Below are 15,531 nucleotides of genomic sequence, written 5' to 3'. Positions count from 1 at the left end.
TCGCTGTGCCGCTTTTGTTGTCGCTTTGTTACACTGTCAGCACATAGTGAAAGCGTTGTTAGTAGCAGGCGCTTTCCGGTCCAATGATTGATCGGGCAGCAGTAGTGAGGCTAGACGGTAACGATGAATAACGACAGCGGCGATGAAGCCGTGTGGCAAACAGCCCTGGACTGGCTGATGCGCGAGCATGAAGAAACGTTGAGTGATGCGGATCGCGAGGCGCTCCATGCATGGCTAGCGGCGTCTTCCCAGCATCGCCGGGTATTCCGTGAAGCCGAACAGCTATGGTTGCTGACGGGGATGGTCCCGCGCAGTGATGAGCGTCGCTGACAAACGGTGGTTTTCTCTCCTTCCTGTTTCCTTTTCCATGCCTACTCCTCCCTCTAGGACGGTTTAGCGCCTTGTGCGCACCCGGACAGCCTTAAGTCCGACAGGCTGCTGGTCCCAGACTAATTGATTTTCTTTCCCGTTAAATTTTCTGGTACCTCACTCGTCATTATGTAATGAGAAGCAATTGCGTTTTATTTCTCATTCCTTAGGCAACGGTGAGGTTAGCCCCATGACAAGCTGTTTTGATCGTGAAGATGCTGTCTTCCGCGTATTGGTCAACCACGAAGAGCAGTACTCCCTCTGGCCCGAGTGGAAGGCGATTCCCCCTGGATGGACCGACACTGGGGTGCTCGGCGATAAGCCAACCTGCCTCGACTACGTGGAAAAGACCTGGACCGATATGCGGCCCTTGTCGCTGCGTCAGTGGATGGATGAACAGGCCAACAGCGAGGCGGAGCAGGTGAATGCCGGTTAAGCGCTTGAGACTGCTCTGCCTGCCCTGTGCCGGGGCCAGCGCCACCATGTATCTGCGCTGGAAGCATCAGTTGCCCGCCTGGATCGAGGTCTATCCCATTGAGCTGCCGGGGCGTGGCGAGCGCCTGGGTGAGCCGCTCATCGATGACTTCGAGACCCAGGTCGTGCGGCTGTGCGAAGAGCAGGCAACGCGGATGCGCGGCGACTTTGCCCTATTCGGCCACAGCATGGGGGCGTTGCTGGCCTATGGCATGGCCGCTCGCTTGCGCGATGTGGGGCGCCCTCAGCCGCGGATACTGTTCGCCTCGGGCAGCCCGGCGCCCTCAATGCGCGACCCAGACCGCTTGGCGGGCCTTGAGAACGACAAAGCCCTGATCGCGGATCTTCGCCAGCAGGGTGGCACACCGCAAGAAGTGTTCGAAAGCCCTGAACTGCTGCGTCTTACGCTCGATGTGTTGGCGGCGGACTATCGTCTCTGCCGCAGTTTCCGCTATCGCGGCGGTGCGACGCTTGCTTACCCCCTACAGGTACTCGCTGGTCGCGATGACGATATCGAAAGCGAACGCCTGGACGCGTGGCAGCGGGAAGCGGGTGGGGCGTTCGCGTTGAACTGGTTTGACGGCGGTCACTTCTTTATTCGTCAGCAGCAGGCCCAGGTGCTGGCGACCATCGAACGCGCGCTGACCCGACGGCTTGAGGAGGTGCCCCATGCAGCGCCTGCGGTTAGCTGAAGGCACCCCTGAGGGCCTTGAAGTCTGGCGCTTGGCGCTTGACTTGGACGCCCCGGTGGCCGTCGACGACGAGCGGCTGCTGAGCCAGGCCGAGTGGCAGCGCGCCCAGCGGCTTCGCCGTCACCCCGATGTCGTCCGCGCCGTGGCGACACGTGCAGCCCTGCGGCGACTGCTATCAGTGCACACTGGTATAGCGCCAGAAAAGCTGATGTTTACCCACAACACCTTCGGCAAGCCACGCCTGAAAAGCGCTAATGGGCCGGCCTTCAATATTTCCCACTCTGGCCATGTCGCTCTGATCGCGCTTGCTCCCGGCGGCGCGGTGGGGGTCGATATTGAGCGCTGCCGGTCGGAGGCCGAACTTGCACCGCTGAGCGAGCTGGTGCTATCGCCGAGCGAGCAGCTCGACCACGCACTGCCCTTCATGGAGCGCTGGGTGGTTAAAGAGGCGGTGCTCAAAGCCCTGGGCCTGGGCATTGCAGAGCATTTGCAGGCGCTCTCGGTTATGCCCGCTCCTGGGCCATCAGGCACCTATCACCTTGAGCACTCGCTCCCCATTTCATCCTCTTTGCAAGCATGGCCGCTGTCAGCGCCGAGTGGCTATGCCGCCGCTCTGGGCTATCTCGACGCGGGCTGTACCTGCTATGCCCATGGCGCACAGGGCCAACGCGACTCAACGACTTTTCAGGAGATCCATCATGGATAATCAAAGCGCAACCGCAACGCAACCCACCAACGCCATACCCGAACGTCAGGGGCCTGCTGACTCGGAGCTGCCCATCATGATTTCTCCCGCCTACCCGGGGCAGCCGCTGCTGGAAGCCTTTGGCGAGTTGCGTGGGGATATTGAATCCCTGGTGACCCGAGTTGGCGGCGTGCTGCTAAGAGGCTTTGATGTGCCCACCGTGGACGATTTTCAGCAGTTTGCCGCCGCCTTTGGTCATCCGCTGCTGAGTTATGAGTTCGCCTCAACACCGCGTTCAGCAGTGTCATCGGGTATTTATACCTCGACCGAATACCCCGCCCATCAACATATTCCCCTCCACAATGAGCAGGCTTATACCCGCGAGTGGCCGATGAAAATCTGGTTCCACTGCGTCACCGCCGCCCCTGAAGGGGGAGAGACGCCGATCGCCGATAGCCGCGCGATTTACCGTCGCATGCCGGTAGAGATTCGTGAGCGCTTCGAACCCGGCATTCTCTACGTGCGCAACTACGGCGATTTCGACATGCCTTGGCAACAGGTCTTCAACACCGAAGACCGTGCCGAGGTGGAGGCATTCTGCCACCGAGCGGGTATTCGCTGTGAGTGGAAGCCCGATGGCGACCTGCGTACCACCCAACTGTGCCAAAGCATAGAGACCCATCCGGTCACCGGTGAGCGGGTGTGGTTCAACCAGGGCCATCTTTTCCATGTCTCCAACCTGCAGCCAGAGGTACGCGAGTCGCTGGAAGAGATGCTCGACCCCGAAGACATGCCCCGCAACGTCTTCTTTGCCGATGGCAGCCCCATCGACGACGCCATTTTCGACGAGGTTCGCGATGTGCTGGCCGACGAAACGGTGATGTTCCCCTGGCAGGCCGGTGACGTGCTGATGCTCGACAACATGCTGGTCGCCCACGCGCGAACGCCGTTTAAAGGGCCACGCAAAGTCGTTGTCGCCATGGCGGAAGGCCACGGCAACCTCTCCAGCGACCGACCATAACGCCTCATCCCTCGGCCAGGAATTCCAGCAGGTATACCCATGACTACAAGGCACGCTCAGACAATGAACAGTCACCCGGCCCATCACGATGTTTTTATAAGCTATGTCGAGCACTTGAGCCGTCTGGCCCGGGAAAGACCCGGCGACAGAGCGCTGGTCGTCGTGAACGCTCAAGGCGAAACCATCCTCGACTACGCCACGCTGGAGCGGCGTTCCCGCGCCCTGGCCAGCGAGCTCCAGCAGCGGTTTCCGGTTGGCGAGCGCGCCTTGATCTTGCTGGATAACGACGAGCACTACGTGGTGTCGTTCTTTGCCTGCCTGTATGCCGGGGTGATTGCCGTGCCGGTCTTCCCGCCGGAATCGGCCAGGCAGCACCACCTGGCACGCCTGCTGGCCATCGCCGACGACAGCCAGGCCGCCTGTGTGCTCACCTCTTCGTCGATTATCGAGCTGATCGCTTCAGCGGGAAAAGACGTTGGTAGCGCCGAATTGATCCCCGTGGATGCCGTAGATGAGAGCCGCGCTGAGTACTGGGCTGAGCATCGCCCGCAGCGTGACGATATCGCCTTTTTGCAGTACACCTCGGGCTCCACGGCCACGCCCAAAGGCGTCATGGTGAGTCATGGCAACCTGATGGCGAACGAGCGTGCCATCGAGACGGGCTTCTCGATTGGCGCTGACGATGTCTTCGTCAGTTGGCTGCCGCTGTACCACGACATGGGCCTGATCGGTGGGTTGCTGCAGCCCCTCTATCGCGGTATCCCCGCCGTACTGATGAGCCCCACTTTCTTTTTGCAGCGGCCGATACGCTGGTTGGAGGCAATTTCCCGTCATGGGGGCACCATCAGCGGCGGCCCCGATTTCGCCTACCGGCTGTGCCTTGAACGTATTCGCGACGAGCAGGTTAAAGCGCTCGATTTATCCAGCTGGCGGGTCGCGTTCTCAGGCGCCGAACCGGTGCAACACGCAACCCTCACTGGCTTTATCGAACGTTTCCGCCCTTCGGGCTTCGCCGCTGATGCCGCAGCCCCCTGCTATGGCCTGGCCGAAGCGACGTTATTGGTCAGCTGTAATCCACGCGGTTCGGGCGTGGTGGGTACGGCTTTTTCTCAACAGTCACTGGCCGAAGGTAAAGCTGTTTCAGCCGTTGAAGGCAACACTCTGGTGGGCTGCGGCACGCCGGAGCCGGGTCACACAATCGATATTGTCGATCCCGAAGGGTTTCACTCACTGCCCGAAGGCGACGTGGGCGAGATCTGGGTCAATGGGCCCAGCGTGGCACACGGGTATTGGCGGAACCCCGAGGCAACGGCCAACACCTTTGTCACTCGCGATGGGGTCAGTTGGCAGCACACCGATGCAGAGGCTCACGACGTTCGCGATGATCGCTGGCTGCGCACCGGTGATCTGGGCTTTCTGCACGAAGGGCAGCTGTATATCGCCGGGCGCATCAAAGATCTCATCATTCTGCGTGGCCATAACGTCTACCCCCAGGATATCGAGAGCGCTATCGAGGCGGAAGTGGAAGCAGTGCGCAAAGGACGCGTAGCGGCCTTTGCCGTGACCACACCTGAAGGCACCGAGGGGATTGGCGTGGCGGCTGAGGTCTCCCGAGGTATGCAGAAGCTGGTGCCCGTCGAGACGCTGGTCGAAGCGCTAAGCGAGGAGGTAGGGAATGCTTGCCATGAACCGCTTTCTGTCGCGCTTCTACTCAACCCCGGTGGCCTCCCCAAGACCTCCAGCGGCAAGCTACAGCGCAGTGCCTGCCGCCAAGGCTGGGAGGCAGGTAGCCTGGATGCCTACGCCATTCACGCCTTTGGGCATTTTGCCAGCGGTGGCGACGCTGAGTGCGGAGGAAAGTCATCGCCATCTACCACGGAACCAGAGAGCGAAACGGAGCAGGCGTTGGCGAAGCTCTGGTGCCAAGTGCTGGGGGACGGCAAGGAAAAGCCGTTGGGAAAAGATGCTCACTTCTTCTCCAGCGGGGGTAATTCTCTGGCGGCGGTGCGCCTAGCCGCCGCCATCAGTGATCACTGGGGCGTCGAGCTATCTCTGCACGCGCTGTTCGAGCAACCGCGCTTGTCTGCCATGGCTAAAGCTATCGAAGCACGTTTGGCGGCACCATCGGATCAACGAGGGATGGCCATCCCCCGTCTTGAAGATGATCAGCGTCAAGGCGACATACCGCTGTCGGAAGGACAGCGCAGCCTATGGCTGACGTGGCAGCTCGATCCCCATAGCGCTGGTTACAATATGGCGGGGGCACTGCACTTCAAGGGGGAGGTGGATTTACCGGCGCTCAATGCAGCGCTAGAGGCCCTGGTTCAGCGACATGACATTTTACGTACATATTATCCCTTGAGTGAGGCGGGAGAACCTGTTCAGCGGCTAGCGCAGGACTGGAGTCCTGAGCTGATCTGTGACGATATACCCGGTGATACCGCGGATGAACAGGAGCAGGCACTGCAGGACGCTCTCTCCGAACTGGCGAGGCAACCTTTTGATCTTGAAAATGCGCCTCCCTTAAACGTTGCCCTCTACCGCTTGTCCCCAGAGCACCATGTATTAGCCGTCGTTCAGCACCACATTGCTGGCGATGGATGGTCAGTACAGGTGCTCATCGATGATCTATGCGCACTTTATGAGGGTGCGTGCACACAGCAAGAAGTCAAGCTTGCACCACTGCCAGTACAGTTCGCAGATTATGCGGTTTGGCAGCAGCGTCAGCAGCATAGCAGTGAGAGACATAGTAGTGAGCGACAGAGCCAACTTGCTCACTGGTGCGAACGCCTCGCCGGGGATCATCCCCCGCTGGCATTGCCGCTGGATCGTCCACGCCAAGCGCTGTCCGCACCGAGCGAAGGCCAGCTGCGCTTTACGCTTCCTCGTGAGTTGAGCGAGCAGCTACGTAGCTTATCCCGTGAACGAAGTGTTTCGCTCTACGCCGTGATCTTGGCACTATTAAAGCTGACACTGCATCGCTTTAGCAGTGAGACAGATATCAAAGTAGGGGCCCCCATTGCCAATCGCCATAAAGCCGAGCTCCAGGGCTTGATTGGTTACCTTATCAATGTCGTTGTCCTGCGCACTCAGGTTGATCCCACTAAAAACTTCGAACGTTTATTAGATGAGGTGAACGCTACCCTGATCGATGCCCAGCTGCATCAAGAGGTGCCTTTCGATCAGTTGGTGGAGGCACTGCAGCTTGAACGGCAACCCGGGGTACATCCACTATTTCAGGTGAAGTGTACTCAGCAGGAAAGGTGGCAGGCGGAGCGTCACGTGGTTGGCCTGGCGATTCAAGCCGAGCAGGTATTCACAGGCATTGCTCACTTCGACCTGAGTCTCGATTTTTGCGATGAGTCCGAGGGAATAGCAGGTCTATTCGCTTATTCCGCAGAGCTATTCGATGCCAATACGATCGAGCGTTTCTGCCAGGCATTCCGGTGCCTGGCCGAGCAGGTCGTCGCTGATCCGCAGTCTCATACGGCGATGCTGGCGCTACCCGAGCCTATCTCCGTGCTGGAAGGCAACCAAAGCGAATGTCTTGCTCAGGATATCCCCACTCTGCTGTCGAAAGCGGTGGCAGTTAATGCTGATGAGCCAGCTGTAGATGATGGGCAATACTGCTATACCTACGCCGGCCTGGACGCTCAAGCCCAGCGTATAGCACAGGCACTGGCCGCACAGGGAGTAGGCGCTGAAGTGCGTGTTGCCATTCACGCCGAACGCTCATGTGAATACGTACTTGGCATTCTCGCCGTACTCAAAGCGGGCGGGGCGTTTGTGCCGTTGGATCCACAACTACCGATGGAACGTTTGGCCTATCAACTGGCTGACAGTGGCGCTCGCTTAATGCTGAGCAGTATGGCTTGCGACTGGAGCGATGACATTCCGGTAATGGAACTGGCGTTTGCCGATGATATTCCAGTTGCAGTAGAGCACGAACCACCAGTTATCCATCCCCAGCAGACGGCCTATGTGATCTATACCTCTGGCTCCACGGGTAAGCCCAAGGGCGTAGTGGTAAGTCACGGTGCGCTGGCCAATTATGTACAGGGTGTTCTGGAAGCGTTGGCGCTACCAGAGGATGCCCGCAACATGGCGATGGTGTCGACGGTAGCGGCGGATCTGGGGCATACGGTGCTGTTTGGTGCCTTGTGCACCGGCCGCACCTTGCACCTCATTTCTCCCGAGTGCGCCTTTGACCCGGATGCCTTTGCAGCTTATATGCGGGAACAGCGGGTGGATGTGCTCAAGATTGTGCCCAGCCACCTGCGGGCACTGCTGAGTGCGGCAACCCCGGCTGACGTGCTTACGCACGAGCGCCTGATTCTGGGCGGCGAAGCGACCGACTGGGCGCTACTGGAACGTATCGCCGAGCTTAAGCCAACCTGCCAAGTGCTTAATCACTACGGGCCTACGGAAACCACGGTAGGTATTCTCACACAGCAAGCTGACATAGCCGATCGAGCTGCCAGCACACTGCCGATCGGCACACCGCTGGCCAATGCTCAGGCCTATGTGCTTGATCCTTGGCTTAATCCGGTGCCGAAGGGTGTTGCCGGTGAGCTCTACCTAGGCGGGCCAGGGCTGGCGCAAGGGTATCTGTACCGGCTGGGGCAAACGGCGGAATGCTTTGTTGCCAGCCCCTTCCATTCGGGGGAGCGGCTCTATCGCAGCGGTGACCGGGTGCGCCAACTTGCCGACGGTAGCCTGGAGTTCCTTGGCCGTGTGGACGATCAGGTCAAGATTCGCGGTTATCGGGTGGAGCCGAGTGAGATTGCTGCCCTGTTGCGCGACCACCCAGGGGTCTCGGAAGCAGAAGTCGTCGCAAGGGATGACAATGAAGGCCGCGCGCAACTGTATGCCTACGTGGTGATGGCCGCCGGGAGCGATGTCGATGACGCCGAGTTACTAGAGCAGCTTGGCGAGCGCGTACCAGACTATATAGTGCCCAGCGCCCTGGTACGGCTGGATGCCTTACCACTAACCGCCAATGGCAAGCTGGATCGCAAGGCGTTGCCAGAGCCAGTGCAAGCCGATGGTGGTAAAGCCTTCGAAGCGCCCCAGGGAGAAGCAGAGGAGGCGTTGGCAGCGGTCTGGGCTGACGTGATCGGCTGCGAGCAGGTGGGGCGTAACGACAACTTCTTTGAGCTGGGTGGTGACTCCATCCTCAGCCTGCAGATCGTTGCGCGCTCGCGCAAGCGTGGCTACAAGATAGCCCCCAAGCAGTTGATGGAAGGGCAGACCGTGGCCGCCGTGGCAGCGATGGCCACGCCCCTGGCGGCGGCCGCACCTAAACAAGTGGCTGCGCCTGATAAGGTGGCTTCCTTTGCACTGTTGCCGGTGCAGCGCTGGTTCTTCGAGCAGAACTTCGCCGAGCCAAACCACTGGAATCAGTCGTTGATGCTGGAAGCGGCCAGTGGTGTAGATGCCGCGCTGCTGCAGCGTGCCATTGAGGCAGTGGTAGATCACCATAGCGCCTTGCGGCTGCGCTTTGAGCGCGTTGGCGATAGCTGGCAACAAGCCTATGGCAAGCTAGCCGATGACCTCTTCGAGCACCTGGATCTGAGTGACCAAGCGGATACGGCGCAGGCCATCACTCGGGCCGCCGATGCTGCGCAGCGCAGTTTGAGTCTGGCGCGGCCGTTCCGTGCCATCTGGATGGAACTGGGAGGCGAGCGCGGTGGAAGATTGCTGCTAGTGGCTCACCATCTGGTGGTAGACGGCGTCTCGTGGCGCGTGATTCTTGATGACCTGCAAACGGCCTACACGCAGTTAAGTGCAGGAAAGGCAGCCGACCTGCCACCGGCCACCACCTCGTTAGCTGAGTGGGCGAGTGCCCTGGCCGACTACGCCAAATCGCAGGCGTTGGCTGAGCAACGCCCTTATTGGGAAGACCTAGTTAAAGCGCCAGAGCCTAGCCTACCGGCACAGAATCCCCAGGGCAGCAACACCGTTGCCGATACCGCCTCACTTGCCGGCAGCTTGTCTACTGAGGCAACCACGCAACTGCTGGGGCCGGTGCATAAGGCCTACCGAACCCAGATGGACGATCTGCTTCTCACGGCGCTGTCGAGCGCCCTGTGCCAGTGGGAGGAGCGAGATAGTGTGCTGATCGAACTGGAAGGCCATGGCCGCGAAAACCTGTTCGACGGTGTCGATCTCAGCCGTAGCGTGGGCTGGTTCACCTCGCTCTACCCGGTTCGCCTGACGCCGGGTAATGCGGAGCCTGCTACGAGCCTAAAAGCCATCAAAGAGCAACTCCGCCAAGTGCCTGACAAGGGGCTTGGCTACGGCGTGCTGCGCTATTTGAATGAAGAGCCCGCGCTGGTCGGTGGTGCCTACCCCCAAGTCACCTTCAATTATCTAGGCCAGTTGGATCGCTCCCTACAGGGCGATGGGGCCTGGCGGCTCGCCAAAGAGAATGCAGGGCAGACTCGCGCGCCGCAAAGCAAGCGCCGTACCTGGATTGAGGTGGTGGCCTGGGTTCAAGATGGCCAACTGCGCTTCGACTGGAATTACAGTCGTGAGATTCACAGCGAGGCGGCGATAAATGCCTTGCAAGCAAGCTTCCAAGCGCAACTAGAGGCATTAATTGAGCACTGTGCTAGTGGCGTTCGTGGCGCAACACCTTCGGACTTCCCGCTGTCGGGGCTGAGTCAGACGCAGTTGGACGGTTTGCCTGTTGCCGCCGATCAACTGGCGGATATCTATCCGCTATCGCCATTGCAACAGGGCATGCTGTTCCACAGCCTCTACGATGACCAGGATGTGGCCTATCTCAACCAGTTACAGGTGGAGATTAGCAACCTGGATGTTGAGCGCTTCAAGGCCGCCTGGGATCAAGTGCTAGAGCGTCACGAGATCCTGCGTAGCGGCTTCATGGAGAACGCTGGCGCACCGCTGCAGTGGGTGGCACGCACCGTCGAGCTGCCGTGGTTTGAAGCGGATTGGCACGGAAGAGAGGATCTATCAGCGGCGCTTGAGAGGCTTGCCGAGGAGCAGCGGGCGCCATTCGATCTTACGTTGCCGCCGCTGATGCGCTTGGCGCTGGTGACAGTCGCCGATAACCGGCACTGCTTTATCTGGACGCGTCACCATCTGCTGCTGGATGGCTGGAGTACCTCGCAACTGATGGGTGAGGTTCTGCGCTGCTACGTCGGTGAATCCCTGCCATCTGTAGAAGGACGCTATCGTGATTACATTGAATGGTTGCAGCGCCGTGACGCTGATGCTAGTGAAGCCTACTGGCGTGCCCAGCTGCAGCATCTTGATGCGCCCACGCATCTCGTCAGTGCGATGCCTAGCCCCCACGAAGTGCAAGCTGGACACAAAGATATATCCCTGTCGCTAGATAGCACGACCACTCAGCGACTGGAGAATTTCGCCAAGGCTGCTCACGTAACACTCAATACACTAATGCAAGGTGCCTGGTCGCTGCTGGTGGCCCGTTACACGGGGCAAGATAGCCTCTGTTTTGGAGCCACCGTCGCCGGGCGACCTGCGGAGCTACCAGCGGCAGAGCAGTTGATTGGTCCCTTCATCAATACCTTGCCGCTCATTGTCTCACTGAATCCCTCACTGCGTGTCGATGAGTGGTTGCGCCAGTTGCAGGAACAAAACTTGGCGAGTCGCGAGCATGAGCATACGCCGCTCTATGACATCCAGCTCTGGGCGGGGCAGGGTGGTCAATCACTGTTCGATAGTTTGTTGGTATTCGAGAACTATCCTGTGGATGCAGCATTGGATCAGAACCTGCCGGGCGAATTGGTGTTCGGCGAGGTGGCCAACCGCGAGCAAACCAATTACCCCGTAACGCTGGCCGTCTTCCAGAAGGAAACGTTGGAACTTTGCTTCAGCTATTCAAGATCACAGCTAGACGATTCCGTTGCCATGATGTTGATTCAGCATCTGGTTAGAGCGCTTGAGCAACTGAGCGAGTCAGCGACTCAACGAGTTGGGGAGATTGATTGGTTAAGTGACGAAGAGCGGCAGCAAATAGAGGCGTGGAGCGTTAACGGTGATCGCTATACCAAGACCGACCCGGTCCACCGTCTGATCGAACACCGTGTCGAGATAACCCCAGAGGCTACGGCCGTAGTATTCGAAGATCAGTCACTCAACTACGCCAAACTCAATGATCGAGCCAACCAGTTAGCCCATTATCTGATTGGCTTAGGCGTAAAACCCGAAACCCGAGTGGGCATCTCGGTGGAACGCTCCATCGAGATGGTGGTGGGGCTACTGGGTATCCTCAAAGCGGGTGGTGCTTATGTACCGCTAGACCCAGATTATCCGAGTGATCGGTTGGCCTATATGGTCGAGGACAGCGGTATTGAGCTGCTACTTACCCAGCAACACCTTCGTGAGTCGTTACCAGTAGCCGAAAACCTGAATGTCATCGAACTGGATCAGTTGGATGTGACGCATCATGCGTCGACCAATCCAAGCGTGGCCCTGCACGGTGAACACCTAGCCTATGTGATTTATACCTCGGGCTCTACCGGGCGGCCCAAGGGCGCAGCTAACCGCCATCACGCGTTGACTAACCGCCTACAGTGGATGCAGGAGGCCTATGATCTAACGGCCGATGATGCGGTATTGCAGAAGACGCCGTTCAGCTTCGATGTTTCTGTGTGGGAGTTCTTCTGGCAGCTGATGCAGGGCGCGCGGCTAGTGATGGCCCCGCCAGGCGCTCACCGTGAGCCAGCCCAACTGGTTGAATTAATCCGTACCCACAAGATCACCACGCTACATTTCGTACCTTCAATGCTTCAGGCCTTCCTAGCGCATGGTGAGGTAGAAGCCTGCACCAGCCTGACGCGTCTGGTATGTAGCGGCGAGGCGCTTCCGGCAGCGCTGCAAAACCAGGTATTTACCCGCCTGCCTCACACGGCGCTCTACAACCTCTATGGCCCCACCGAAGCTGCCATCGATGTGACCCACTGGACGTGCCAAGACGATGGGCGCAATCAGGTAGCGATCGGCAAACCGATCGCAGGTATCCGCACTTACGTACTGGATGGTGATCTTAACCTGGCGCCGCCTGGCGTCGCAGGGGAGCTCTATCTGGGTGGCGTGGGCTTGTCGCGGGGCTACCTGCACCGTCCTGACCTTACTGCAGAACGCTTTGTCGCCGATCCTTTTGCACAGGGCGAATGCCTCTACCGTACGGGCGATTTGGTGCGCTGGCGTGACGATGGTCAGCTTGAGTACCTGGGCCGCCTCGATCATCAGGTGAAGATCCGCGGCCTGCGTATCGAACTGGGCGAGATCGAAGCCGAACTATTGGTTCAGCCGGAGGTTCGCGAGGCGGTGGTGGTTGCCCAAGACACCCCTAGTGGCTCGAGGCTGGTGGCCTATGTGGTGCCCCAAGCTGACAGTGAACTCGATAGCGCCGTATTACGTGAAGCGCTGGGCCAACAACTACCGGACTATATGGTGCCGGGGGTTGTGGTGGCTCTTGATGCACTGCCGCTGAATGCCAATGGCAAAGTAGACCGCAAGGCGTTACCTGAGCCGGATTTAGCCAGTGGCTCGCAGTACGAGCCGCCTCAAGGTGAGGTTGAAGAAGCGCTGGCGCAAATCTGGTCAGAAGTATTGAGCGTTGGGCTGGTGGGCCGACACGATAACTTCTTCGAGCTAGGCGGCCATTCTCTGTTGGCAATGCAAATGCTTGCGCGCATGCGAGCGGCAGGTCTTCAGAGCTTGGCCCTTCGCGACTTATTTAAGACCCCCGTTCTGTGCGAATTGGCTCTCCTTGCCTCTACTGGTGGAAATGATGTGGTGGGCGATACGCCGCTGTGTCCCATTACCCGGCGTGAGCAAATGCCATTGTCTCCGGCCCAGAAGCGGTTATGGCTGGTCAATCGATTGGCAGGCTCCTCCAGCGAGCGAACGGGCTACAACATGTCCGCTGCTCTAAACCTCACAGGGCAGCTTGATGCAGAAGCAATTAAGTCGACGCTTGATGTGATTGTAGATCGTCATGAAGTACTGCGTACCCGTTACCCAGAGAACGAAGTGGGTGAACCGATCGCAGTCATCGCACCCGGCAACCCTATGGAGGTTGAATGGGTCGACTTGGTGAACCTGGAGGGCGACCAGCAGCATGATCAAGCCCGGCAGCTTATGGAAGAGCATGCACAGCGCGCCTTCGATCTATCCTCGGGGCCGCTTCTCCGTGCCGCTGTAATAAGGTTATCGCCACGGTCGCATCTGCTGCTGCTCTGTGTTCACCACATTGTATTCGACGGTTGGTCAGAAGCTGTCTTCATCAAAGAGTTCGTCACAACCTACCGCGCGCTTATTGATGATGAAGAGAGTGGGCTTCCCGATCTCCCCATTCAGTACGTTGACTACGCCGCTTGGCATGACAAAGCACTGTCGGGAGCGGCCTTCGAGAAAAGCGCAACCTTCTGGCGTCGCTATCTAAGCGATGCTCCTCCGCTCTCAACACTACCGGGGGACTTCGCTAGGCCCACCCAAGTATCGCACGCCGGTAGTGCTCTGAGCATGTCGCTAAGCCCTGAGCTGTCAACGTCCTTAAACCGGCTCGCCACCCAGCATGGCACTACGCTATTTACGCTTCTATTGGCGAGTTTTCAGCTGTTGATGCATCGTCAGACACGTCAACAAGACTTAGTGGTGGGAACCGATGTCGCCGGCCGTAGCCATCCCGACGTTGAGCCGCTAATTGGCTTTTTCGTCAATGTGATCCCACTGCGATCTCGTTTGGCTGATGGACAGATTGATTTCGGCCACTGGCTCGAGCAAGTACAGACCAGCGTGCTGGATGCGTTCGATCATCAAACTGTTCCCTTCGACAGAATTGTCGAGCTTTCGGGGATTAGCCGTGAGCGCGATCGCTCCCCCCTGATACAAACCCTCTTCGTACTACAAAACACGCCAACCGAACGGTTCTCACTTCCGGGTCTTGAGGTGGAGGTAATGCCTCAGCCTAGGCAGGAGTCGAAGTTCGATATGGCGGTATTCGTTGATGAAAGTGATACCGGACTATCAGTCGAGTGGGTTTATGCCACTGCCTTGTATCGACGCGAAACCATTGAGCACTTGACCGGTGCTTGGCAGTCGCTACTAGCGCAGATCGTGGAAGCTCCCAGCACACCCGTCGAGGAGTTTCGTTTACCCCTAATGGAGAAACACGCTATGCAAAACAAGCTTTCAAAAGGTGCCAAACTCAACAAGCTTGGCAGCCTGAAATCCCAGCCAGATGCGCGCTCCTCGACCAACAGTGACTCACCGGTACGAACGGCGTTGTTTGACGAAAAAAGGGTCTTTCCCCTGGTGATCGAAGCGACGGACGCTGACCTTGATGCAGTGGCGTGGGCAACGTCCCAGCGTGACTTCATTGAGCAACATTTACGAACGCACGCAGGCATCCTGTTCCGTAACTTTGACCTTACCACGCCACAAGAGTTTGAGGCCTTTGCCGAGGCTATCCAGCCGGGCCTTTACGGCAACTATGGTGATCTGCCCAAGAAAGAGGGGGGGCGTAATACCTACCGTTCAACCCCCTATCCCGAGCGCCAGATGATTCTTTATCACAACGAAAGTTCGCATTTGGAGCGCTGGCCGCGTAAGCAACTGTTCTTCTGCGAGAAGCCTTCTCCTGTGGGAGGTGCCACCCCGATTGTTGACTGTCGCGAGATGCTACGCCAGCTCCCCGCCGATGTGGTGGAGGAGTTCGAGCGCAAAGGGCTGCTTTATGTGCGCACCTTCACCCGCAACCTGGACGTGAGCTGGCGAGACTTTTTCAAAACCGATAGCAGGGAGGAGGTTGAAGTGCGGCTCAAAGAAGCGGGAATCGATTGGGAGTGGTTGGGTGATGACGAGCTGCAGACGCGTACGCACTGCCCTGCAGTAGTCACCCACCCCGTAACCGGTGATCGGGTGTTCTTCAATCAGGTGCAGCTCCACCACGTCAGTTGCCTTGAGCCTGATGTGAAAGAAGACCTGCTTGGCATGGTTGGCCAGGAGCGCCTGCCGCGCAATGTCTATTTCGGCGACGGCTCCGTGATTAGCGACGAGATGATGAAGGTTGTCGGAGAAGCATACGAAGCCTGTGCGGTGCGTTTCGACTGGCGCCGGGGCGATGTGGTGATGGTCGACAACATGTTAGCGGCCCATGCCCGGGATCCCTACGAAGGGCCACGCAAGATTGTAGTGGCGATGGGAGACATCTATGAGCGCTCGGCGCTGGAAGAGGCCCAAGGGGTAAATGCCGATGCCGAGTTGGTCGGTCAATGAAGTCACGGGGTTCG

Annotated in this window: 6 protein-coding genes; all 6 read left to right on the top strand. The window is 58.6% G+C overall.

The window, feature by feature from the left end:
- Positions 1–123: 123 nt before the first annotated feature.
- The 6 genes from IT895_RS13990 (at position 124) to IT895_RS13965 (ending at position 15,517) form a co-directional block, all read left to right on the top strand.
- Complete coding sequence (locus tag IT895_RS13990; protein ID WP_199283826.1) at positions 124–330, top strand: FecR/PupR family sigma factor regulator; 207 nt, start codon at positions 124–126, stop codon at positions 328–330.
- Positions 331–559: 229 nt separating this feature from the next.
- The gene (locus IT895_RS13985; RefSeq protein ID WP_085918229.1) at positions 560–805 is read left to right on the top strand and encodes an MbtH family protein; all 246 of its coding nucleotides are present in this window, start codon (positions 560–562) and stop codon (positions 803–805) included.
- Positions 795–1,535: a thioesterase II family protein gene (locus tag IT895_RS13980; protein ID WP_199283825.1), complete on the top strand. Its 741-nt coding sequence runs from the start codon at positions 795–797 to the stop codon at positions 1,533–1,535. Before IT895_RS13985 ends, IT895_RS13980 begins: the two co-directional genes overlap by 11 nt.
- Positions 1,513–2,241: a 4'-phosphopantetheinyl transferase family protein gene (locus tag IT895_RS13975; protein WP_199283824.1), complete on the top strand. Its 729-nt coding sequence runs from the start codon at positions 1,513–1,515 to the stop codon at positions 2,239–2,241. Before IT895_RS13980 ends, IT895_RS13975 begins: the two co-directional genes overlap by 23 nt.
- Positions 2,234–3,241, top strand: a complete 1,008-nt coding sequence (locus IT895_RS13970; RefSeq protein WP_233337256.1) for a TauD/TfdA family dioxygenase — start codon at positions 2,234–2,236, stop codon at positions 3,239–3,241. The genes IT895_RS13975 and IT895_RS13970 overlap by 8 nt, the downstream gene beginning before the upstream one ends.
- A gap of 63 nt (positions 3,242–3,304) precedes the next feature.
- The gene (locus IT895_RS13965) at positions 3,305–15,517 is read left to right on the top strand and encodes a non-ribosomal peptide synthase/polyketide synthase (RefSeq protein WP_199283823.1); all 12,213 of its coding nucleotides are present in this window, start codon (positions 3,305–3,307) and stop codon (positions 15,515–15,517) included.
- Positions 15,518–15,531 lie beyond the last annotated feature (14 nt).

It is taken from the genome of Halomonas sp. A40-4, assembly GCF_015767635.1.
Lineage (GTDB): Bacteria > Pseudomonadota > Gammaproteobacteria > Pseudomonadales > Halomonadaceae > Vreelandella > Vreelandella janggokensis.
Note: the sequence above shows the minus strand (reverse complement) of the source record. Positions and strands in the feature narration are given on the sequence as shown.